Raw genomic sequence first — 22705 nt, forward strand, 5'->3', positions numbered from 1 at the left:
ACACAGTTTGCTTGATAAATTGTTAAAGAGCGTGACCGTGTCTCAGGTCGGGATGCGTATTCTACGCAATCCGTAGTGTTCGTCAAGTGCTTGTTTCAAAATAAATTTCGTTTTCTCAAACCCTTGTGACCGTGAGCGCCTTGCCCCGTGTCAGTGGTGCGCATTATAGGGAGCTCTCGTTTTAGCGCAAGGGCTTTTTTAGCAAAAGCCGCTCAAGCGGTCAGCATTTGAGCAATATGCGCTAGATCACACCAATGTGGGGAGTTTTTCTGCAAATTCGACCAAGGACGGATACACGGCGCCCGCCATAGCCTCACCTTCTGTCGTGATTTCTTTACCGGTACGCACTAATACTAAGTTAGTTACACCTGCGGCTTGGGCGGCTTGCAGGTCAGAAACCTTATCGCCCACCATATAGGAAACGCTGGCATCTATATCCAGATCGGCAATGGCTTCTAAAAACATACCAGGTGCAGGTTTACGGCATTGGCAGGCTTGAGTGTTAGCCGTGTTGCCCTCTGTCGGGTGATGAGGGCAAAAGTAAATACCGTCGAGATCCACATCTTGATCCGCAAGTGACCAATCCATCCATTCAGTTAAACGAATAAAATCATTTTCACTGAACAGGCCCCGCGCAATACCAGATTGGTTGGTCACCACTACTAGCTGATAGCCTTTTGCTTTTAGCTGCTTCATGGCGCCGATCACGCCTTCAATGAAGACAAAGTTATCTCTAGTGGACACATAGCCGCCGTCTTGATTGATAACGCCATCTCGGTCGAGAAAAATTGCTGCTCTGCTCACGGGTACTTCCTATTAAGTGGTGTTGGAAAAGAGTGTAGAAATGTCTGGGACAACAGTCTCTATATAAGAGAGCCATAATATCACAGCCACCTAATTCTGAGGTAAGCGTTCACCACTCATGATTTCTCGGTAAAAGTGACAGGCGACGTGATGGGCTTCGCCACCAGCTTGCTCTGTGTTTAACAAGGGTTCTGCGCCAAGAGTCGGTTCTGCTGGCAGCAAGAGCGGCACTTCATTGATACAGCGCTCGCCTGCATAAGGGCAGCGAGTACGAAAATGACAGCCCGAAGGCGGATTGGCCGGTGACGGCGGCTCGCCTTGTAGCATCAAAGGTGCCTTGCGCCGTCTGGGATCCGGCTCTGGGATCGCGGCCAGCAGCGCTTGAGTATAAGGATGCAAGGCTTGGGCGTATAAGGCATCACTAGGCGCCAGCTCAATAATGCGGCCCAGATACATGACGGCGATATGATCCGAGATGTGCTTAACTACCGAAAGATTGTGGGCAATAAACAAAATCGCCAGTTGGTATTCTTGCTGCAGCGATAGCAATAAATTCAAAATCTGCGATTGTACCGACACGTCTAACGCGGACACTGCTTCATCACACACCAGCAATTTCGGCTTCAGCGCCATGGCGCGCGCGATACCGATACGTTGTCGTTGGCCGCCAGAAAACTCATGGGGATAACGATTAAGCGCCGAAATTGGTAAGCCAACTCGCTGCAATAACTCGCCCGCCCACGCTTGACGCTCTTTGGCTGTGCCGAGCCCGTGAATAACAAAAGGCTCCTGTAAAATAGTCGCTATGGTATGACGACTATTTAGGGATTCTTGAGGGTCTTGAAATACCAGCTGCATTTGCTGGCGTAATGGGCGCATTTGCCGAGCCGAATAGTCAGTAATATCTTTACCATTGAAATAAATGCGGCCAGAGCTTGGCTGCTGTAATTTGAGTAAGGAGCGGGCCAGCGTCGACTTACCACACCCAGACTCGCCCACCAGCCCAAGGGTTTTGCCGGCGGCCAAGGTAAAGCTGACGCCATCGACCGCATACAGGGTTTGGCCACGGCGTAATAAACCACCACCCAGCGTGAAATGTTGCGCCAAGTTTTCTAGTTGCAAGAGAGGCGCGGCTGATTTTGATGCGTTCAACTCTGGGGCGGCTTCCTGCACCTGCTCGATGCTTATGCCCTTAGTCATAAGGCTAACTCCCGCCAATGATGACACCACACCGTATGCGTTTCCGCTACTTGCTCCACACTGGGTTGCTGTTGGCAAATGTCGGTTTGATATAGGCAGCGATTAGCAAAGCGACAACCACTCACCTGCTCTTCTAGGCTGGGCACTTGGCCGGGAATGGTGGCCAACACGGTTTTACTGGGTTGGTTTAGCCGAGGAATAGACGCCAACAAGCCTTGGGTATAAGGGTGGGCTGGGCTCTCATATAAGCGCAATACCGGCGCTTGCTCGGCGCTGCGCCCCGCATACATAACTAATACTTGGTCACAAATTTGCGCCACTACGCCTAAGTCATGGGTAATAAATAACACCGCCATGCCATTTCTCTGCTGCAAGGCTTTAATCAAATGCAGAATTTGCGCTTGTATGGTGACATCCAATGCCGTTGTCGGCTCGTCACAAATTAATAAGTCCGGCTCACAAGCCAGCGCCATGGCAATCATCACTCTTTGGCGCATGCCACCCGATAGCTGATGAGGGTAGGCTTTGAGTCGCGCTTTAGCTTCTGGGATACCCACCTGTTGCAGCATGTCCGTGGCCGCTTGCTGTTGCTCGCGTTTGCTCATTTCAGGCCTGTGCAGTTGATAGACCTCCATCAACTGACGGCCCACTGTGTGCACCGGATTGAGCGCCGTCATCGGCTCTTGAAAAATCATGGCAATTTTATTGCCGCGTACTTGATAACGCTTATCACAAGTTAAGGTTAAGAGGTCCTGCCCTTGAAACAGCGCCTGACCTCCCACCACCTGCCCCGCCGGCTTAGGCAGCAGCCCTAACAAGCTCAAGGCGGTGACGCTCTTGCCACAACCAGACTCACCCACCAGACCGAGGGTTTGGCCGGCCAATAAGCTAAAGCTCACATCGTCTACCACCCGAAACTCACCTTGTTCGGTGGTGAAGCTCACAGCCAGATGTTCAACTTGTAGTAGCGGATCCGAAAGCGAAGGCTCCGTTTTTGTAACCTGTGACAGGGCCTCCATTACTGCTCCTTATGCCGCCAAGTTTCATCTATCTCCAGCACGGGTTCAAAGCGCGCCTTGCCGGCTTTCACTTCTTTTTTAAGATCTTCATCTATCCAGAACAAGCCACCCGTGCTGTAAGTGGTACCTTCCATAGGCCAAAACAGCGATGGCGAATGGCGGCTGCCTTTGACCTCGGGCAAACGTATATAGCGCCAATAAGCTTCACGGGTATAAGGCACTTGGTAGCCGGGAATAAAAATCGCCAACTCATGCACGCGGCGTTGAATTTGCTGCGATATAGCGGCTTTAGCATCCAAGTCCATGGTCACTCGATATTGCTCGATTAACCGATCAAGCTCTGCATCGGCAATATTAAACAGGTTATTGGTTTGTGGAATATTGGCGTTAGCCGAGTGGAAAAACTCCCAATATTGGGGATACAAGCCACCGCCCGCCCAACCTAGCCACGCCGCTTCATGCTTTTTCTCCAGCATGACTTTGAAACCACTGGCCCCATCCACCAAATTAAGCTGCAAGTCGAGTCCGGCTTTACGGGCTTCTTCGCGCAATATGGCGAGGCGAGGCGTGTGCTCTTGGGTGGTGTAGGTGACAGCTAAGCTCAACACATCACCCGCTTGATTACGTAAAAAGCCTCCAGGCCCTTGTTGGTCATATCCCGCTTCGGCAAACAGCTCACGGGCGCGTTTAATGTCGTAATCGCGAGCATGAATGCCCGCATCGGTAAAGGCATCGTAACCGGTACCAAAGGTATGCATGCGCTCGTAATCACCGCGCAATATGGTGTCCAGCATGCGTTGCATATTCAGAGCATGCGCCATGCCTTCGCGCACACGCTGATCGCTTAAACGGGGATGGGCAGTGTTGAGGTGAAAACCTTGGGCGCCTTGAGGCATGTCGTTATAAAACCAAATGCGGTTAATTAAGCCTTGTTTGTATTCTGGGGTATCGGTTTTATCGTGCCACCATTCCGGCAAAATCAGACCAAAGGTGTCGATGTCGCCACGCAAAAAATGCCGATAAGAGATATTAAGATCGCGGATCACGGTTAAGCGGATCACATCGGGGTTAAAACGGTGCCGATAATACTTCAAGCTATTGCCCCACCAGTCATCGAGGCGCTTAAAGCTAATAGAGCGGCCGCGTTTTACATCGTCCATCACGTAAGCACCGGTTACTGGGGCTTGCGCCCAGTTGTAGCTGCGCACCCAATCGTCGGTGAGCGTATAAAAATGTTTTGGCTCTGGCGTTAAGCCCACGGTATTGAGTAACTCACGCTGACTTTTTTCGCTGCCCGCGGTCACCGAAATTGTGTATTCATCGAAGGCCGTGACATCGACAATCTCTTCGCTGAAATAGTTGTTATACCAAGGGGCGCGGATCACCTCGGAGCGCATCATCTCGATGGCAAATAAGAAATCGCTACTGGTGACCGGCTTACCATCAGACCAGCGCGCGGCGGGATTGAGCTTGAAGTACATGGTTTTATTATCGTCGCCAAAGGCCCAATGAGTGGCCAAGCCGGGAATGGGATTTTGGGTGACGGGATGTAGCGAATATAGCCCTAACTGATTTTCTAAGATAAAAGAGCGAAACGCGGTATTGGAGTCGGGCCCTACGGTGCGAAAGGTCAGCGGGAAGCTCATCAAGCTTAAATTAAACACACCGCCACGCTTGGCCTCAGGAGAGGCAAAGACAGGATCGTCATTATTAGTCTGCCAATCCAGCCCGCTGGGTAGCTCGGCCGCACTGACATTGATGTTGGCCACTAGCCCTAAGGCCAGTAACCAGCCACCTAACTTTTTGAATAATTTTTTCATGCTTCCCTGCCTATTCATAACGAGAAAAATGTTTGGGATCCAAGGCTTCACGGATCGCCTCGCCAATAAAAGATACGGTAATCAGCACCAAAGACACAGCCGTGACCACAGAGCCCACAATCCAAGGCGCATCTAAATGATTTACCCCTTGGCGCAATAACTCACCCCAACTGGGCGTGGGCGGTGCTAAACCAAAGCCCAAATAATCAAGTGCCGTGAGCAATGAAATATTGGCGACCACAGTAAAAGGCGCCAGCGTCACTATCATCACTAAAGTATTGGGCAATATATGGTGCACGATAATCCGCCATAGCCCTGCTCCTTGAGCGCGGGCCGCCAACACATAGTCGCGCACTTTTTCACGATAAGTAAGGGTGCGCATATACCAAGTAATGCCCATCCAACCGAACAAGACGTTAATTCCCACAAACAGCATAAAATTAGGCTGGGTTAGCGACACCAAGATCATGATCACATACAAGAACGGCACCTGAGACCAAACTTCAATAAAGCGCTGAAAGAACAAGTCAAACTTGCCCCCCACAAAACCCATGGCGCAACCTAACAGCACGCCAATTACGTAGCTGGCGGTGAGTGCGATAAAGGCAAAACCCACAGCGGTGCGAAAGCCATATACCAGTCGCGCTAAAATATCCCGGCCCGAGCTATCTGTGCCTAGATAATGGCCCTGCGCCGCGCTGGGTGCCGTGGGCGGATAACCGCTGGCACTGTAATCTTGCTCATAGGGGCTCCAAGGCACAACGGGCAATAACACCCAGTTATTTGATTGGCTGCTTTGGCCTAAGTCTGCATTTGTGAGTTCTGGATTGGCTTGTTCTGCGCTCGCTTGTTCGGCAAACAGGGCTTTGAGCTCGCGATAGTTAGTTTCGTATTGATAGCCTAAACCAAAGGTGTTGCCGGTGATCACCTCTCCGTAACTGGGGAAATACAGCTGGCCTTCATAGTTAACGATTAAAGCGCGATTGCTGGCCCACAGCTCGGCGGTGACCGCCAGCACGACCATCAACATAAATAAACAAAAGGCGTAATAACCACGACGAATACCGCGAAAGCGGCGCCATTTTTTTACCGTAACGTCTGAGAAGAAATTAGCCATCGAAGCGCACCCTAGGATCTACCATCGCCACGCAGATATCCGATAAAATATTACCCACTAACATCATCAAGGAGGTGACCGCCAAGATGCCCATCACCACCGGATAGTCGCGCTCTACTATTGCCTCGTAACCTAGCAAGCCAAGGCCGTCGATATTAAAGATCACCTCGATTAAGAAAGAGCCGGCGAAAAATACCGAAATCACGTTACCAAAATGGCTGGCGATGGGGATCATGCTGTTGCGCAGCGCATGGCGGGTGACGGCCTTATGAAACGGCAAGCCCTTAGCGACGGCGGTGCGTACATAATCCGCCGACAGATTTTCCATCAGGCTGTTTTTCATGGTCATGGTCAGCACCGCAAAGTCACCAATGGCATAAGCGATTAACGGCAAGAAGGCGTGATGAAACAAGTTCAGCGCCTTAGGCCAGAAACCTTCTAAGTAGTAGAAGTCATCGCCTACGAAGCCGCCCATGGGAAACCAGCCCAACTGAAAAGCAAAAATCGTGAGCAAGAAAATGCCCACCACATAAGCGGGCAGTGCATAGCCGGCGTAGATCAGCATAGAGCTGATGCTATCAAAGCGGCTGTTATGTTTCAGCGCCTTGAGGATGCCAAGCGGGATAGAGATCAGATAACTGAGGATAAAAGTACAGATGCCAAAGAAGGCGGACACCGGAAGGCGCTCTTTAATCAGCTCCCACACCGGCAAAAAATAACGGCTCGACTCGCCCAAGTCTAATTGCACCAACTTAGTTAGCCAATCGCGATAGGCTTCGAACACCGGCTTATCTAGGCCATAGAAGGCTTTTAGCTCATCAATTTGTTCCGCCGAGAGCATCTGGCTGCCACGCGAGCTTTGGCTAAACTCGCTGCTTTGCATTTGACTTTCCATCAACATGCGCTCGACGGGGCCGCCCGGCACGAAACGGGTAATGGCAAACACCACTAGGGTGATCCCCAAAAAAGTCGGGATCAGCAGCAATAAGCGCCGCAAAAAATACTGAGCCATTGTTTTCCTTAAATTCTTTCCCTGAAAGCGTGGAAATAACGCTGTGAGCACCCTAGCCTACCTGAGCCTCGCTAAGCAAGAAAGAGACGGGCTTCACCTTATAATAAACAGAGTGTATTTTGCATTGACTCAGACATCTAGACGGCTTAGCATCAGCCGTTATTGGTCATACTTTTGTGACTTGTCACTATTGTATTATGTTAAAATTGTGTTCTGTTAAAATAGTGAAAACCTTACCGCAAAGGCTCATCCATTGATGATCAAGCTAATCAATATCAGTAAACGCTACGGCGACGGCAAACAGGCCGTGCATGCGGTGCGAAACATTAACCTAGCAGTGAGCGCCGGCCAAATTATGGGCGTAATCGGCGAGTCGGGCGCGGGTAAGAGCACGCTGATCCGCTGCGTGAATATGTTAGAAAGCCCCACCAGTGGCCAAATCTTAGTCGACGGCCAAGATTTAACCCAGCTGCAAGAACATCAGTTACCGGCGGCACGACGCAAAATCGGCATGATATTTCAGCATTTTAACTTGTTGTCGTCCCGTACCGTAGCGGCCAACGTCGCCTTGCCGCTCGAGCTGGCCGGCATGAATAAAGCGCAAATTAAAGTCAGAGTGGCGGAGCTATTAGAGTTAGTAGGCTTAAGCCACAGAGCTAACGCTTATCCTAATGCGCTGTCGGGCGGACAAAAGCAAAGGGTCGCCATCGCCCGCGCCTTGGCGCCTAAGCCTAATGTGTTGTTATGTGATGAGGCCACCTCGGCGCTGGACCCTAATACGACGCAATCAATTTTGGCACTGCTTAAAGACTTAAATCGCAAGCTTGGTCTCACCATACTGCTGATCACCCACGAGATGCAGGTGGTCAAAACCATCTGTGACCGGGTGGCGATCATTAGTGACGGCGAGCTAATCGAACAAGGCGAAGTGGCTTGGTTTTTTGCTAATGCGAAAACAGAACTGGCACGCCGTTTTATTGCTTCCACCACTAATTTGAGCATTCCGGAAGATTATCAAACTCGCTTACAGGCCGAGCCCTGCGCCGACAGTTTGCCTTTGGTGCGCCTTGGCTTTAGTGGCGAAACCGTCGATAGCCCGCTGATTTCTATTTTAAGCCGTGAGCTGGGTGTGGATGTCAGCATCTTAAGTGCCGACATGGAATATGCAGGCGGCGTTAAGTTTGGCTTTATGCTGGCGGAGCTCGAAGGCGAGCCTGCTCAAACACAGGCCGCATTGGCTTACCTGCAAGACCATAAGATCCAAGTAGAGGTATTAGGTTATGTCCGACGCCATGATTAATTTGTTGTTATCCGCGTTTTGGGAAACCTTGCTGATGACCTTTGGCTCGGGGGCGCTCGCCTGTTTGTTTGGCATTCCCCTAGGTGTGGCTCTGCACGTGAGTAAGCCCGGCCAAATTTGGCAACACGCCACCCTTAACTGGTTTCTGGGAGCTGTGGTAAATATCGGCCGCTCCATTCCCTTTATCATTTTATTAGTGGCCATTATTCCTTTTACCCGCTTCATTGTCGGTAGCAGTATTGGTACTCTGGCCGCCGTGGTACCGCTTACGGTGGCAGCCATTCCATTTGTCGCCAGATTGATGGAAGGCGCACTGATGGAAGTGCCGGCCGGACTCACAGAAGCGGCGCAGGCCATGGGGGCGACGCGGATGCAGATCATTAGCAAAGTCTTGCTGCCCGAAGCCCTGCCCAGCATGCTCAACGGCGTGATTATTACACTGGTGACACTGGTGAATTACTCGGCCATGGCCGGTGTGGTAGGTGGCGGAGGCTTAGGCGATGTGGGTATTCGCTACGGCTATCAGCGCTTCGACTTGCAAGTGATGCTGTTGGTTATCTTGATTTTGGTCGTATTAGTACAAGTTATTCAAAGCGCCGGCGATCGTCTGGTTACTTATGTAGATCATCGTTAATTAAACAAGGAATTTAGGCTATGAAGTTTAGTTTTTCAGCATTAACCACCGTCAGCGTCTTAGCGTCGGCGCTCGCACTGAGCGCCTGCGATCAAGCACCCAAAGAAACCGCCGCCGCTGAACCTGCCGCTGCCATTAAACCCCTACGCATAGGCGTGATTGCCGGTGCCGAAGAGCAAGTGGCCGAAGTGGCCGCCAAAGTCGCCAAAGAAAAATACAATCTGGACGTGGAGCTGGTTTCTTTCAGCGATTATGTAACGCCAAACGTGGCGTTAAGCGATGGCAGCTTAGATCTTAATGCCTTCCAACATCAGCCTTACCTCGACAAACAAATTGCCGACCGCGGTTATGAGTTAGTGCAAGTAGGTAAAACTTTCGTCTACCCCATTGCCGCTTATTCTAAAGTCATCAAGTCATTGGACGAGTTAGAAGAGGGTGCCAAGATAGCCGTGCCTAACGATCCTACTAACTTAGGTCGCAGCTTACTGTTATTAGAACAGCAAGGCCTGATTGAAGTGGATGATGCGGCCGGCCTCGAAGCCACCCCATTAAACATTACTGCGAACCCAAAAAATCTGAACATTATCGAGCTAGAAGCACCACAATTGCCGCGCTCTTTAGATGACGTGGCCTTTGCCATCATCAACACCACTTACGCCTCACAGCTCGATTTGCTACCAGAGCGTGATGGTTTGTTTGTGGAAGACAAAGACTCCCCTTACACCAACTTAATTGTGGCACGCAAAGACAACCAAGAAGATGCGCGCGTACAGACCTTCGTTAAGGCTTATCAAAGCGATGAAGTCTATGAAGCAGCGAAAGAGCTGTTTAAAGGCGGCGTGGTCAAAGGCTGGTAGTTAAAAATAAGTAGTTAAGGGCTGGTAATCAACTCTTCACTCGACGAAAGGTCACGGCTTGCCGTGGCCTTTTTTCATTGTGCTGTCATAATAATGCTCACGTAATGTTGATAGGGGCCTAGTATGCAAAAGTGGTATTTGGCGCAGTGTCGCCCCCGAGAAGAAGATCGCGCCTTACAGAACTTAAATAATCAGGATATAGACGCTTTTTACCCTTACGCCGAGGTAAAAAAGCGCGTGCGCAACAAGTTAGTGACTCGCACCGAGGCCTTATTTCCAGGTTATATTTTCGTGCATGCCGACCTTGAACTTGTCAGCTCCACTACCATAGGCTCCACCCGAGGAGTGCGCAGCTTAGTGCGTTTTGGCGGAGGCCCAAGCGTAGTACCGAGCGAATTGGTGTATGACTTGATGGCCCATTGCGACAGCGATGCGCTCAGAGAGCAGTTAAGCGATGTGCCGCTAAAGGGCGAGACGGTGCGGATAGAACAAGGCCCCTTTGCCGGCCTAGAAGCGATTTATCTCGAAGCCGACGGCGAAATGCGCGCCATCTTGCTGTTGACTCTATTGCAGAAAGAAACCTCCACCAGCTTTGGTGTCGAAGAGTTTTCTCGGGTAGCTAAGAGTCAGTGAACAGGAAGGCATAAAACAGCTAACCTTAAAACCACACTAACCCTAAACACCACGTTCTAGCCCTGAAAACCACACAAGAGCCGATACTCTTCGAGCACGTAGGTATCTGTCATGCCGCTCACGAAGTCCAGTAATAGGCGGACTCTAAAATACCACTCACGCTCATGCGCCTGTTCAAACAAAGGCGCATGTTGGCTGTCTCTTTTATACGCCGCTAAATGGCGCGGTGGCAGCCTGTGGTATAAACGGCGCAGTAACAGTCCTTCTGCATCTTGGCGTCTTTCTAAGCTAGTAAATTCAGACTCCGGTAAGGCCAGCAAGGGCGCAAACGCACCCAAAATACCTTTCAGTGCGGCAAAGCCCGCTAATTCTAATGCTTCCACCTCACGATGCTTAAACACCTCGCGCTGCGCAAAGTCTTTCAACCACTGCAACGCCTGAGCCGGCGCCTGCTCTACTGCGAGCAAGGGTTGATCATGGCTGCCAGCCAAGATAGCCGCCTGATGCGCAAGATATTGCTCGCTCACTAGCACTAATAAATCATCATTCAACAGTTGGCGAAAACGAGCGAAAAAGCCCGGTTCGGCGGCTAGCGCTTGGTGCCAGCAGTCTTGCAGATACGCATTGCCGTCACGCAAAATCGCCTGCTCCAGCTCCACTATACTGAGCACGCCGCGGTCAACCGCATCTTCCAAATCTGCCACGCCGTAGGCCATGTCATCGGCGGCTTCCATTAAAAACGTTAGCGGATAGCGCCCCCGCCTAGTACTGGGAAATAGCGCCCTGATCTCTTGTACCAGCGGGCGCTCACTAAAGTAATGACCGGGCTTTTGTTGCCAAGGCCGCTTTTTTCCTTCTTGAGCTTGGCCTTGGCGCTGATAGCCGCCACGCACGTACTTTTGCAAGGCCGCCAGCTGACTCAAGGTTAAATTTAAACTCTGTACACTGTGCAACAAGCGCAAACTTTGGGCGTTACCCTCAAACTGCTGTAAGTCCGCCAGTAACATCGGCCATTGCCGAGAGCCTTGGCCTAGGGCTTGCGAAAATAAACTCGGCAAGCGGGTGCGCAACCAGTCAATCATCACCACTTCGCCAAAATGGCCAAAGGGCGGATTGCCCACGTCGTGCAGCAAACAGGCCATCTCCACTAGGCTAACAAAGGCTTGTTTATCGATCACCTCTTCATTGCCTGCCAACACTAACAGCGCAAGTTGTCGGCCGATTTCTTTCACCTCCAGCGAATGCGTTAAGCGGCTGCGCACCGAGGCTTTTACGTCCAGCGGAAACACCTGTGTTTTTTGTTGCAAGCGGCGCACCGGCGAGCATTGCACGATACGACTGCGATCCGCTTCTATAGCGCTTAAAGCCGTCTCTTTTTTCGCCACTGGTTTGGTATCTGGTTTCGTCTCAGACAGAGCATCAGGCAAGCTTTGTTGGCGGTCACTTAAGATAAAATCTTGGTAATCACTCATACGCGGCTCTCAAGCCAATGGCGCAATACGGCCAAATCGCCGGGTAGATGCTGGTTTAATTGCTGCGTCCAACGAGGGACTTCTTGCCACCAATCTGGGTGCTCAGGGCTCTGGATCAGTTGTGCCAATTGCTGAATACGCTTTAAGCCCACAGAGCCCGCCGCACCTTTGATCTTGTGCGCCTCTTCCACAATTTGGTCTTGCGCTTTCGCCGCCATAAACTCATTGAGTTTGCAGAGGTAATCAACCGCCATATCATCCAGCATATCCACACTCGACAACAAGATATTGGCGCCGACCGTATCTACATAATCGTTAAGAAATACGCTATTCAATATAATGCTTTCATCATGATTAATTGCAGGCTCTAAAGGCGGCGCGGCTGTGGTCGGCGCGTCTATCATGAGCGGCGTAGACGTGGCAGCCAACAGGCGAGCACGGCTACTGACTCTGGGCTTATGGGCAAAAAAGCGCGCCAATACACCTTTAATGGCCTTAGAAGACAAGGGCTTACTAATGGCATCGTCCATGCCCTTGGCCAGATATTCTTGCTTGTCGCTTATCAAGTTGGCGGTGAGCGCCACCAATGGCGGCAAGCTGTACCCTTGCTCGCTCGCTTCTTGGCGCAGTCGCGCCGCTATATCAAAGCCTGTCATGTCCGGCAGTTGAATATCTAAAAACACCAGATCAAAGCTTTGCTGCGCCAAGCAGGCAAAAGCTTCTTTACCGTCGCGGGCGACCGTGACTTGATGACCCAGCTTTTCTAACAGCGCACAGGCCACAGTGACGTTTAGCTCTACGTCCTCTACCAGCAGCATAGACAAACAAGGCAGGTGCGCCACTACTGGGTCATCAACCGGCGCCACACTTCTGGGTACCTTAATGGTGATGCTAAAACAGGAGCCCTCATTGGGTTCACTGTCGAGTTCAATGGTGCCGCGCATGGCTTCCACCAACTGCTTAGACACCGCCAAACCAATGCCGGTACCTGTGGCATATTTATCGCCTTCTACCTGAAAGTAGAGGGCAAATATTTGCTCTTGCAGGCCTAGCGGAATACCGATGCCGGTGTCTTCAATATCGAAGCGTAAGGTTATCTCGCCTACCATCAGCTCATCGGCCATGCAACGAATGGTCACGCCGCCCTCATCGGTAAACTTCACCGCATTGCCGACCAAGTTCCACAACACTTGGCGCAGGCGGGTACCATCGGCCATGATCCAGTCGGGAATATCGCCATCGCGATCAAAGTGTAAATACAGGCCTTTTTGCTCGGCCTGCAAGCGGGCCAAGCTTTCTAAATCGTCTAAGAAGCCGGGAAAGTCCATGGGCTCAGGCGCCAGCTCCAAACGGCTGCGATCAATTTTATCTAAATCAATAATATCGTTAAAAATATTACCCAAGGTGACGGCACTAAAGTGAATGGTTTTCATATGCTGGTGCTGTGCTTTGTCTAGCTTGGTGGCCAGCAAAATACGGCTTAAACCCACTATGCCGTTTAAGGGAGTGCGCAATTCGTGGCTGATGGTAGAGATAAAGGTGGTTTTATCGCGACTGGCTTTCTCTAATTCTTCTTGATAACGCTTACGCTCGGTAATATCCCGGCCAAAGCCTAATAATCCTAAGCGTTTACCATTGCGGTCAAAAAACGGCACCTTGCGCAATTCAAAGCAGGCACGGCGACCCTCAGGATATTGCAGCCATTGCTCATAGGTTTGGCTTTCATTGCGGGCAAACACTTCCTTATCGGTTTCGACCACTTTTTCGGCCACATCCGCAGGATACACATCATAGGGCGTTAAGCCGATCAGCTCTTTTTCTTGCTTGCCCAGTAGGTTTTCCATGGCGCGGTTACAACCCGAGAACTGTTCGCGCTCGTTGCGGTAATACACTAAGTCTGGCGAGGTATCGATAAAGGAGCGCAGCAAGGCCATACGCTCTTGAGACTCCATTTGTGCCTTTTCGCGCTGATAGACTTCCGCTTCTAAATCTTCTATTGCCTGATCGCGGCCAGTTTCCGCCTTGTGGGTTTCTTCTATTTGGCAATTCAGCAGTTCGATTTTCTCTTGTAGCTCATTGTTGAGCTCTAAATCGCGCTCGCGCATCTGTTGCAGTCGTTGCACCAAGCGACTCAAGCGCTGGCGTGAGTCTTCAAGCTGATCCACCACCACAGATAAAAAATACACGGCCCAAGGCGTAACCAATAACCCAAAAAATACCGAGCGTACTAAGTCCACCGACTCCACGTTACCGCGCAAAAATAGCGTCACGCCTACTTGGATAAAAATTGCCAGAAAGATAATACAGGTGGCCAACAGCATACTAAAACGCACTATGCCTAATTTGGTCATCAAATCGACGTAATACTGGGCCCAAGTTTTTATGGGTTTCATCACTCTTTTCCATCCATGAGGTATAAGCGCAGGATACCGACTTAACCCTAAACTGTCATGCCGTGATAGCTCACCTTCTTTACCTTAAATAAGCACCCGCAAGCGCCGATCAGAGTGAAAAACATGTGATGATGCCCATGATTCTGATATTGCTGTCACATAAAAAATACTATATTGGATAAGCGACAAAAAAGGCATGCTACCTCACCCACATAGTGCTTGAATGTAATAGTGCGCTCGTCTTAGTGCAGTAATGGAGAAATGGAAATGCCTCTTTATGACCCCACGCTTGAGAAGGATAACTGTGGTTTTGGCCTGATCGCCCATATAGAGGGTGATGCCAGCCATAAGCTGGTTCGGCTGGCCATTTCGGCGCTCGATCGCATGCAGCACCGCGGCGGTATCGCCGCCGATGGTAAAACCGGTGACGGTTGCGGCCTGTTAATGCAAAAGCCCGATAGCTTCTTTCACGCCATTGCCAAAGACAAAAATTGGCAGCTCGGCCGTAAATATGCGGTGGGCATGATGTTTCTTAATCCAGACCCAGTGCTGGCCGAGCAATGTCGGCGCATCGTTAATGAAGAACTGGAAAAAGAAACCCTGAGCTTGGTGGGCTGGCGAGAGGTGCCGATTAATACTCAGGTGTTGGGCGAAATAGCCATGGCCTCACTGCCCCGTATCGAGCAGGTATTTATTAATGCGCCCACCGGTTGGGTAGAAAAAGACATTGAACGTCGACTCTACATCATGCGCCGGCGGATTGAAAAACGCATTAATGACGAGTACTTCTATGTGGTCAGCCTGTCTAATTTGGTGATGACCTACAAGGGCCTGTGCATGCCCGCGGATTTGCCGCGCTTCTATCTGGACTTGGCAGACATTCGCCTGCAATCGGCAATTTGTGTATTCCACCAGCGTTTTTCCACCAATACCCAACCGCGCTGGCCGCTGGCTCAGCCGTTCCGTTTTCTGGCCCATAACGGCGAAATCAATACCATAGGCGGTAATCGGCGCTGGGCTCAGGCACGCGCTTACAAATTTGGCTCGCCATTATTGCCAGATCTCAAAGAAGCGGCGCCTTTCGTTAACACAGACGGCTCCGACTCCTCCAGTCTCGACAACATGTTGGAGCTGTTTCTGGCCGGCGGTATGGACTTGTTCCGCGCCATGCGCATGCTGATCCCGCCCGCTTGGCAGAAGAATACCGCCATGGATCAAGACTTGCGCGCCTTCTACGATTTTAACTCCATGCATATGGAGCCTTGGGATGGCCCCGCCGGCATAGTGATGTCTGACGGTCGCTTCGCCGCCTGTGCCCTAGACCGTAACGGCCTGCGTCCTGCGCGTTTTGTGCGTACCAAAGACGGCTTTATTACGCTCGCCTCAGAAATCGGCATCTGGGATTACACCCCAGATGAAGTCATCGAAAAAGGCCGTGTCGGCCCCGGCGAATTATTCGTAGTCGACACCGCTAAGGGCAAGATTTGGACCAGCTTCGAGATTGATGACGACCTTAAGTGTCGCCATCCTTATCAAGAGTGGATGACCAAGCACAAGCGCCGCCTCACCCGCTTCGAGGATTTACCCGACGATCTGGCCGGCCAAAGCGAGCTGGACACCGATACCCTGCGCACTTATCAGAAGCTGTTTGGCTACTCGATAGAAGATTTAGAGCAGGTGATCCGAGTAATGGGTGAAAACGGCCAAGAAGCTGTGGGCTCCATGGGTGACGATACTCCCATGGCGGTGCTGTCTAGCAAGCCGCGCTCCCTTTATGATTATTTCCGCCAAATGTTTGCCCAAGTAACCAACCCGCCTATCGACTCGTTGCGGGAAAATCACGTTATGTCGCTGACCACCCTTATCGGTCGCGAGCAAAACGTATTTAACGAAACCCATGGTCACGCTCATAGGGTGCAGTTTGAATCACCCATTTTGCTGTATTCCGATTTTCATCAGCTGATGAATTTGGATCAAACCCACCATAAACACACTGTGCTGGATCTGAACTTCGATCCAATAGAGGGCCTGCAAGCGGCCATTACCCGCTTGTGTGACGATGCCAAAGACGCCGTTGAAAATGGTAGCGTATTGCTGGTGCTGAGCGACCGTCATATCAGTAAAGACCGACTACCCATTCCAGCTGCCATGGCCGCCGGTGCGGTACAGCGCACCTTGGTCGAACACAACCTGCGCTGCGACTCCAACATCATAGTGGAAACCGCCAGCACCCGAGACCCCCATCAGTTTGCGGTGTTGCTTGGGTTTGGCGTCACCGCCATCTATCCCTATTTGGCCTATGAAACGCTGGCGCGCATGGTGGAAGACGGCGTGCTCAAAATGCCGCTGCGTGAGGCGCTGCTTAATTTTCGCAACGCCATCAATAAGGGCCTGTACAAGGTGATGTCCAAGATGGGCATCAGCACCATCGCCTCTTACCGCTACTCGCAACTATTTGAAGCCATAGGCCTGCATCAGGAAGTGATTAATCTGTGCTTCAAGGGGGTTTCCAGTCGCGTGCAAGGGGCTTCTTTCGAAGACTTTCAGCAAGATTTATTCAACCTGAGCCGAGTCGCTTGGATCGATCGCAAGCCCCTTAATCAAGGTGGGCTACTCAAGTATGTGCACGACGGCGAATACCACAGCTATAACCCAGATGTGGTCACCACTCTACAAACTGCGGTGCGTTCCGGCAATTACCAAGACTACCAGCTGTACGCCAAGCTGGTAAATGAGCGCCCGGTGGCCACGCTGCGTGACTTGCTCGCGCTTAAAGTAAATGGCTCGGGCATACCGCTGGATCAAGTAGAGCCAGCCAGTGAGCTTTTTCCCCGCTTCGACAGTGCGGCTATGTCCATAGGTGCCTTAGGCCCAGAAGCCCATGAGTCATTGGCCATCGCCATGAACCGCCTCGGCGGCAAGAGTAATTCCGGCGAAGGCGGTGAAGACGCGCGGCGTTTTAATAGCTTGAAGAACTCCAAGATAAAACAGGTGGCTTCCGGTCGCTTTGGGGTCACGCCCCACTACTTGATGAACGCCGAAGTGATTCAGATCAAAATAGCCCAAGGTGCCAAGCCCGGTGAAGGCGGCCAGTTGCCCGGTCACAAGGTGACGGCTGAGATCGCCAAGTTGCGCTATGCGGTACCTGGGGTAACGCTGATTTCACCGCCGCCGCACCACGATATTTATTCTATCGAGGATTTGGCCCAGCTGATCTTCGATATTAAGCAAATTAATCCCAACTGTTTAGTCTCGGTCAAGCTGGTGTCCGAGCCTGGGGTCGGCACTATCGCCACAGGGGTAGCCAAGGCCTATGCGGATCTGATTACTATCTCGGGTTACGATGGCGGCACGGGCGCCAGCCCGCTGTCTTCGGTTAAGTATGCCGGCTCCCCTTGGGAGTTAGGATTGGCCGAAACTCAACAGGCGTTGGTGGCTAACGGCCTGCGCCACAAGATACGACTACAGGTAGACGGCGGCCTGAAAACCGGTTTGGATATCGTTAAGGCAGCCATTCTGGGTGCCGAGAGCTTCGGCTTTGGTACTGGCCCCATGGTGGCCTTAGGCTGCAAGTATCTGCGTATTTGCCACCTGAATAACTGCGCCACCGGCGTGGCCACTCAGGATGAAAAACTGCGCCGCGATCACTTCCTTGGCCTGCCCGAGATGGTAGAAAACTACTTTAAGTTTATCGCCGAAGAAACCCGCCAGCTGATGGCTCAATTGGGTGTGGCCCAGCTGACAGATCTCATCGGGCGCACCGATTTGCTGGAAATACTGCCCGGCCTGACCGCCAAGCAGCAGAAACTGGACTTGTCTGACATCATTGCCAAACCTCAACCCAAGCCGGGGCTGGGCGTCTTCTGTCAGGCAGCCAACCCCAACGTCGACAAGGGCGAGCTTAACCTAAAGATCACTCAAGACACCCTGAGTGCGGTGGAAAACAGCAGCGGTGGCGACTTCTATTACTCGATTCGCAATACCGACCGCTCGGTGGGCTCCCGTTTGTCTGGCGAAATCGCTCGGCGTCACGGCAACCAAGGCATGGCGGCAGACCCAATTCGTATCCATCTGGATGGCACCGCTGGCCAAAGCTTCGGGGTCTGGAACGCCGGAGGTCTGGAGATGATACTCACCGGCGATGCCAATGATTACGTCGGCAAGGGCATGACAGGCGGCAAGCTGGTGATCAAGTCTCATGTGGGCGTGGCGTTTGCCTCGCACGAAGCGACACTGGTGGGCAACACCTGCCTGTATGGCGCCACAGGTGGCCATTTATACGTGGCGGGTCGTGCCGGTGAACGATTCGCGGTGCGCAACTCCGGCACCCTAGCCGTGGTAGAAGGCGTGGGCGACAACGGTTGCGAATACATGACCAGCGGCATAGTGACAGTGCTGGGCTCCACCGGCGTTAACTTTGCGGCCGGCATGACAGGCGGCTTTGCCTATGTACTGGATGAGGCGAACGACTTCGAACTGAAAACCAACTTCGAGCTGGTGGAATTGCTGGAGCTGGGTGACTTGATGATCCACCAAGAACACCTGCGCGGCATTATCACCCAGCACCTGCAAGAAACGGGCAGCCAAAGAGCACAGCAAATTCTCACCGATTTCGGCCAATACTTGCCCAAGTTTAAGTTGGTTAAACCAAAATCCAGTGATGTGACTTCTTTGTTGGGCCATCAAAGCCGTTCCAGCGCAGAGCTGCGTGTCCATGCACAGTAAAGGAAGAGTGTGATGAGTCAGAACGTATTTCAGTTTATCGATGTGCAACGGGTCGATCCGGCCAAGAAGCCGATCAGCACCCGTAAAATCGAGTTTGTGGAAATCTACGAGCCCTTCTCCGACAATCAGGTCGAGATGCAGGCCGATCGCTGCCTAGACTGCGGCAACCCTTACTGCGAATGGAAGTGTCCGGTACACAACTATATTCCCAACTGGCTGAAACTGGCCAACGAGGGCCGCATCTTTGAGGCGGCTGACTTGTGTCATCAAACCAATAGCCTACCCGAGGTGTGCGGCCGGGTGTGCCCGCAAGACAGATTATGCGAAGGCGCTTGCACGCTGAACGACGAATTTGGTGCCGTAACTATCGGTAATATCGAAAAATACATTACCGACAAGGCCTTCGAGCTGGGCTGGCGCCCTGATATGTCTAAGGTAATAAAAACCGATCGCAAGGTGGCGGTGATTGGTGCGGGCCCGGCGGGCTTGGCTTGTGCCGATGTGCTGGCGCGTAATGGTGTTACCCCAGTAGTATTTGACCGTTACCCGGAAATTGGCGGCTTGCTGACCTTTGGTATTCCCTCTTTCAAGCTGGAAAAGTCGGTGATGAGCAATCGCCGTGAGATTTTCTCCGATATGGGCATAGAGTTTTGCCTCAATACCGAAGTAGGCAAAGACGTCAGTTTTCAGTCGTTGCTTGAGGATTACGATGCGGTGTTTCTGGCGGTAGGCACCTACAAGTATCTGCGCGGTGGCTTGAGCAACGAAGATGCCGAAGGCGTTTATGATGCGCTGCCATTTTTGATCTCCAACGCCAATCGGGTACTGGGCTTCGAGAAGCAGGCCTCCGATTACATCGACATGGCCGGCAAGAAAGTCGTGGTGCTGGGCGGTGGTGATACCGCCATGGACTGTGTACGCACCTCTATTCGTCAAGGTGCCGCTGATGTGCTGTGTGCCTATCGCCGCGACGAAGCCAATATGCCGGGCTCACGCCGCGAGGTGCAAAACGCCCGCGAAGAAGGGGTGAACTTCATGTTTAACCTGCAGCCGACTGGCGTGCAGGTTGACGCCAACGGCAAAGTCAGCGGCGTCGAGGTGGTGTCCACCCAGCTGGGCGAGCCCGATGCTAAGGGACGTCGCCGGCCAGAAGCCATCGCGGGCTCCGAGCAAGTGCTGCCCGCCGATGTGGTGATTATGGCGTTCGGGTTTCAGCCCCACGATCAACCTTGGCTGCAGGAGTTTGGCATAGAGGCCGATCAGTCGGGCCGCATTGTCGCCCCCGAGCAAGCCGAATTCGCCTTTCAAACCAGCAACGCCAAAATCTTCGCCGGCGGCGACGCGGTACGGGGTTCGGATTTGGTGGTCACCGCCATCGCCGAAGGCCGTAAAGCCGCCGAAGGCATCTTGGACTATATCGGGGTATAAGCTTGCTTTCCTGCAATGATAGGCCGCTCATCGAGCGGCCTTTTTTGTAGCAAGTTTGCGATGACAGATTAAAGACTTATTGGCCACGGAATACACGGAAAGACACAGAAAGCGAAAATGAAAAAACTAACTTTGAGCTGGTAAGACCTTAAAAATATACCTGATTACCCAGAAAGCTCAGCCATATTTCAGTTAATTCAGCATCAATGAATTCAATAAGTTACAGGGGGATGCCCGTCTCCTCTCTTGTAGGTGCCCGTCTCTTCGGCGAAGAGGACTTCGGCACGGTTTTGGTTTTATTCTTAAACCTCACAAACAGCCAGCGGAGCTGGCCAGCCGAAGTCCTCTTTATTAAAGAGACGGGCTGCTACAAGTGCTAGCCCCTTGGCCTTGGAGCCAACCGGGCAGTGAGAAAAAACAAACCCAAACATCGGACATAATGGCTGAGGTTCATAAGTAATCAGGAAAATATAAATGTCTCTTTATTCTTGCTCTATGTCCGTGTATTTCGTGGCAAAAACTTTCTTTAAAACTTGGTCTCTATTGCAGCTGACAATAAGCATCTGGTGGCGATATTTTATGCCGCAGTGACGCCGAACGGCTTAGATAGTGATAAACTCTCCCCATTATTTTCGTTGCGAGAGAACCTTATGACTATCGGCATTATTGGCGCCATGGAGCAGGAAGTTGCCGTACTTCGTGCCAAGCTGGAGAACACCCACACCATTACCGTAGCGGGCTGTGAATTTTATCAAGGCACGCTATCAGGCCAAGATGTAGTGATTACGCGCTCGGGTATTGGCAAAGTGGCGGCCAGTGTCGCGACCACCTTATTGCTGGAGCGCTTTTCACCTAAGGCCGTGATTAACACCGGCTCAGCGGGTGGCTTTGACCCCAACCTTAAAGTGGGTGACGTTATTGTGTCCAGTGAAGTCCGTTTTCACGACGTAGACGTGACCGCCTTCGGTTACGAGATGGGCCAGATGGCACAACAGCCCGCCGCTTTTATCGCAGACAGCTCGCTGATCGCCTTGGCAGAAGCCTGCCTAGCCGAGCAGAATGACATTAATTCAGCGGTGGGCTTAATTTGTACCGGTGATCAGTTTATGCACCGCGAAGATCAGCTGCAAAAGGCCGTCACTCAGTTTCCGCTAATGAAAGCCTGTGATATGGAAGCGGCAGGCATTGCCCAAGTTTGCCATCAATTTGGCGTACCTTTTGTGGTCGTGCGCGCGCTGTCTGATATTGCCGGTAAAGAACAAGCCGAGTCGTTTGAGGCATTTTTAGAAGTGGCGGCAGCGCACTCATCCCTGATGGTGCAAGCCATGCTCGCTCGTTTGCCAAACTAAGCCACAGCAGCCATGCTAACTCTGTCGCTGCTTGAGCAGCCTGTTATTTTGCTCACCTTGGGTGTTGTGCTCAGCCTAATACTGCCCGCTACTCGGGTACAACAGCTAATAACCCAAGGGCTGCAGTTGCTGGGTCAGCGCTTGAATGGCGAGCGTTATAGCCCTCGTTATCTCAAACGGGCCGGCAGCGGCGCGCTGCTATGCTTGCTGCTGCCGCTGGTCGCCACTTATTGGGCGCTGGCGGTGTTAGCTCCTTGGCCACATTTACTCGAGCCGTTATTACTGTGGTGCTGTTTGGACATGGGGCGGCTCAGCCGAGCGCTACCCACTTGCATGCGTAATAGCGTAGATAACAGACCCTTAGCGCGCTTGGCGCTGTCGCCTTTATGCTTGCGCCAAACCGACCCCTTGTCGCCCTTAGGTTTGTATAAAACGCTGGCCGAGGTGACAATACTGCGCCTTGCTGCCGATTTTGCGTTATTGGTTTGGTATTTAGTAGCCGGTATTTACGCCGCACTACTGTTTGGGGTGTTACGTTACGCGGCGCAAGCTTGGCCCCATAAACTAGTGGCATGGCGCGCCTTTGGCTGGTTTCCCTCCTTGGCTTATCGCACGCTGGCTTGGCTACCCTTTCAAATGTTTGCGTTCAGTTTACTGATTTATCCGGGATCAATACGCGCCATTAAGGCTTGGCCTCAAGGCCGATTATGGGCGTTTGCCGCCAGTGGTCGGTTATTAGCCGTGGTGGCCGGAGGCGTAAATGTAGGACTCGGGGGCCCGAGGCGTTATACGGACGCCACCGATTACTACCCTAAATTAGGCAGCCAGCTATATATTAATGAGGCCGCTACCCGCGCTATTTTATGGCGACTGGTCATCGCCTTATTATTTTGGTTATCGATCGCCTGGGCCTTAATGCTTATTCCTTTATTAAATGGTTAA

General features: G+C 51.9%; 16 protein-coding genes. 8 read left to right on the forward strand and 8 right to left on the reverse strand.

Going from position 1 to position 22705, the window contains the following annotated elements:
- Nucleotides 1–246: 246 nt before the first annotated feature.
- The 6 genes from gmhB to ACEN2G_RS06715 form a co-directional block, all read right to left on the reverse strand.
- Entirely contained in the window at nucleotides 247–804 is a 558-nt protein-coding gene (gmhB, locus tag ACEN2G_RS06690; RefSeq protein WP_442020705.1) for a D-glycero-beta-D-manno-heptose 1,7-bisphosphate 7-phosphatase, read from the reverse strand.
- A gap of 90 nt (nucleotides 805–894) precedes the next feature.
- Nucleotides 895–2004 (reverse strand): ABC transporter ATP-binding protein, encoded by a 1110-nt coding sequence (locus ACEN2G_RS06695; RefSeq protein WP_442020706.1) that lies wholly within the window; start codon nucleotides 2002–2004, stop codon nucleotides 895–897.
- Nucleotides 2001–3023 (reverse strand): ABC transporter ATP-binding protein, encoded by a 1023-nt coding sequence (locus ACEN2G_RS06700; RefSeq protein WP_442020707.1) that lies wholly within the window; start codon nucleotides 3021–3023, stop codon nucleotides 2001–2003. The genes ACEN2G_RS06695 and ACEN2G_RS06700 overlap by 4 nt, the downstream gene beginning before the upstream one ends.
- Nucleotides 3023–4843, reverse strand: coding sequence for an extracellular solute-binding protein (locus ACEN2G_RS06705; RefSeq protein WP_442020708.1), 1821 nt, complete (start codon nucleotides 4841–4843; stop codon nucleotides 3023–3025). The genes ACEN2G_RS06700 and ACEN2G_RS06705 overlap by 1 nt, the downstream gene beginning before the upstream one ends.
- A gap of 10 nt (nucleotides 4844–4853) precedes the next feature.
- Nucleotides 4854–5960, reverse strand: coding sequence for an ABC transporter permease (locus ACEN2G_RS06710; RefSeq protein ID WP_442020709.1), 1107 nt, complete (start codon nucleotides 5958–5960; stop codon nucleotides 4854–4856).
- Nucleotides 5953–6972: an ABC transporter permease subunit gene (locus ACEN2G_RS06715; RefSeq protein WP_442020710.1), complete on the reverse strand. Its 1020-nt coding sequence runs from the start codon at nucleotides 6970–6972 to the stop codon at nucleotides 5953–5955. Before ACEN2G_RS06715 ends, ACEN2G_RS06710 begins: the two co-directional genes overlap by 8 nt.
- 256 nt (nucleotides 6973–7228) lie before the next feature.
- On the opposite strand from ACEN2G_RS06715, the gene metN reads away from it, so the two are divergent.
- The 4 genes from metN (at nucleotide 7229) to rfaH (ending at nucleotide 10396) form a co-directional block, all read left to right on the forward strand.
- Complete coding sequence (gene metN / locus ACEN2G_RS06720) at nucleotides 7229–8272, forward strand: methionine ABC transporter ATP-binding protein MetN (RefSeq protein ID WP_442020711.1); 1044 nt, start codon at nucleotides 7229–7231, stop codon at nucleotides 8270–8272.
- On the forward strand, nucleotides 8253–8906 hold the full coding sequence (locus ACEN2G_RS06725) for a methionine ABC transporter permease (RefSeq protein ID WP_442020712.1): 654 nt from the start codon (nucleotides 8253–8255) through the stop codon (nucleotides 8904–8906). Before metN ends, ACEN2G_RS06725 begins: the two co-directional genes overlap by 20 nt.
- A gap of 20 nt (nucleotides 8907–8926) precedes the next feature.
- Nucleotides 8927–9763: a methionine ABC transporter substrate-binding lipoprotein MetQ gene (metQ, locus tag ACEN2G_RS06730; protein ID WP_442020713.1), complete on the forward strand. Its 837-nt coding sequence runs from the start codon at nucleotides 8927–8929 to the stop codon at nucleotides 9761–9763.
- 123 nt (nucleotides 9764–9886) lie between these two features.
- The gene (gene rfaH / locus ACEN2G_RS06735; protein WP_442020714.1) at nucleotides 9887–10396 is read left to right on the forward strand and encodes a transcription/translation regulatory transformer protein RfaH; all 510 of its coding nucleotides are present in this window, start codon (nucleotides 9887–9889) and stop codon (nucleotides 10394–10396) included.
- Between the two features lie 56 nt (nucleotides 10397–10452).
- Here the strand turns inward: rfaH and dgt are convergent, their stop codons facing one another.
- Entirely contained in the window at nucleotides 10453–11868 is a 1416-nt protein-coding gene (dgt, locus tag ACEN2G_RS06740) for a dGTPase (protein WP_442020715.1), read from the reverse strand.
- A complete protein-coding gene (gene arcB, locus ACEN2G_RS06745; RefSeq protein ID WP_442020716.1) occupies nucleotides 11865–14261 on the reverse strand; it encodes an aerobic respiration two-component sensor histidine kinase ArcB in 2397 nt (798 codons plus the stop codon). Before arcB ends, dgt begins: the two co-directional genes overlap by 4 nt.
- Before the next feature lie 267 nt (nucleotides 14262–14528).
- Between arcB and gltB the strand changes: the two genes are divergently transcribed.
- The 4 genes from gltB to ACEN2G_RS06765 all read left to right on the forward strand — a co-directional run bounded on the left by gltB (nucleotide 14529) and on the right by ACEN2G_RS06765 (nucleotide 22705).
- Nucleotides 14529–18986 (forward strand): glutamate synthase large subunit, encoded by a 4458-nt coding sequence (gltB, locus tag ACEN2G_RS06750; protein WP_442020717.1) that lies wholly within the window; start codon nucleotides 14529–14531, stop codon nucleotides 18984–18986.
- A 12-nt stretch (nucleotides 18987–18998) separates the two neighbouring features.
- Nucleotides 18999–20414: an FAD-dependent oxidoreductase gene (locus tag ACEN2G_RS06755; protein WP_442020718.1), complete on the forward strand. Its 1416-nt coding sequence runs from the start codon at nucleotides 18999–19001 to the stop codon at nucleotides 20412–20414.
- Nucleotides 20415–21064: 650 nt separating this feature from the next.
- Nucleotides 21065–21763, forward strand: coding sequence for a 5'-methylthioadenosine/S-adenosylhomocysteine nucleosidase (mtnN, locus tag ACEN2G_RS06760; protein ID WP_442020719.1), 699 nt, complete (start codon nucleotides 21065–21067; stop codon nucleotides 21761–21763).
- Nucleotides 21764–21775: 12 nt separating this feature from the next.
- Nucleotides 21776–22705 (forward strand): cobalamin biosynthesis protein, encoded by a 930-nt coding sequence (locus tag ACEN2G_RS06765; protein ID WP_442020720.1) that lies wholly within the window; start codon nucleotides 21776–21778, stop codon nucleotides 22703–22705.

This window comes from Oceanisphaera sp. W20_SRM_FM3 (genome assembly GCF_052119705.1).
GTDB lineage: Bacteria > Pseudomonadota > Gammaproteobacteria > Enterobacterales > Aeromonadaceae > Oceanimonas.

Excerpts from the sequence above, each read along its gene's own strand:
- ACEN2G_RS06695 (WP_442020706.1), bottom strand. The coding sequence starts at position 2,004 with ATGACTAAGGGCATAAGCATCGAGCAGGTGCAGGAAGCCGCCCCAGAG.
- ACEN2G_RS06700 (WP_442020707.1), bottom strand. The coding sequence starts at position 3,023 with ATGGAGGCCCTGTCACAGGTTACAAAAACGGAGCCTTCGCTTTCGGAT.
- ACEN2G_RS06705 (WP_442020708.1), bottom strand. The coding sequence starts at position 4,843 with ATGAAAAAATTATTCAAAAAGTTAGGTGGCTGGTTACTGGCCTTAGGG.
- ACEN2G_RS06710 (WP_442020709.1), bottom strand. The coding sequence starts at position 5,960 with ATGGCTAATTTCTTCTCAGACGTTACGGTAAAAAAATGGCGCCGCTTT.
- ACEN2G_RS06715 (WP_442020710.1), bottom strand. The coding sequence starts at position 6,972 with ATGGCTCAGTATTTTTTGCGGCGCTTATTGCTGCTGATCCCGACTTTT.
- metN (WP_442020711.1), top strand. The coding sequence starts at position 7,229 with ATGATCAAGCTAATCAATATCAGTAAACGCTACGGCGACGGCAAACAG.
- ACEN2G_RS06725 (WP_442020712.1), top strand. The coding sequence starts at position 8,253 with ATGTCCGACGCCATGATTAATTTGTTGTTATCCGCGTTTTGGGAAACC.
- metQ (WP_442020713.1), top strand. The coding sequence starts at position 8,927 with ATGAAGTTTAGTTTTTCAGCATTAACCACCGTCAGCGTCTTAGCGTCG.
- rfaH (WP_442020714.1), top strand. The coding sequence starts at position 9,887 with ATGCAAAAGTGGTATTTGGCGCAGTGTCGCCCCCGAGAAGAAGATCGC.
- dgt (WP_442020715.1), bottom strand. The coding sequence starts at position 11,868 with ATGAGTGATTACCAAGATTTTATCTTAAGTGACCGCCAACAAAGCTTG.
- arcB (WP_442020716.1), bottom strand. The coding sequence starts at position 14,261 with ATGAAACCCATAAAAACTTGGGCCCAGTATTACGTCGATTTGATGACC.
- gltB (WP_442020717.1), top strand. The coding sequence starts at position 14,529 with ATGCCTCTTTATGACCCCACGCTTGAGAAGGATAACTGTGGTTTTGGC.
- ACEN2G_RS06755 (WP_442020718.1), top strand. The coding sequence starts at position 18,999 with ATGAGTCAGAACGTATTTCAGTTTATCGATGTGCAACGGGTCGATCCG.
- mtnN (WP_442020719.1), top strand. The coding sequence starts at position 21,065 with ATGACTATCGGCATTATTGGCGCCATGGAGCAGGAAGTTGCCGTACTT.
- ACEN2G_RS06765 (WP_442020720.1), top strand. The coding sequence starts at position 21,776 with ATGCTAACTCTGTCGCTGCTTGAGCAGCCTGTTATTTTGCTCACCTTG.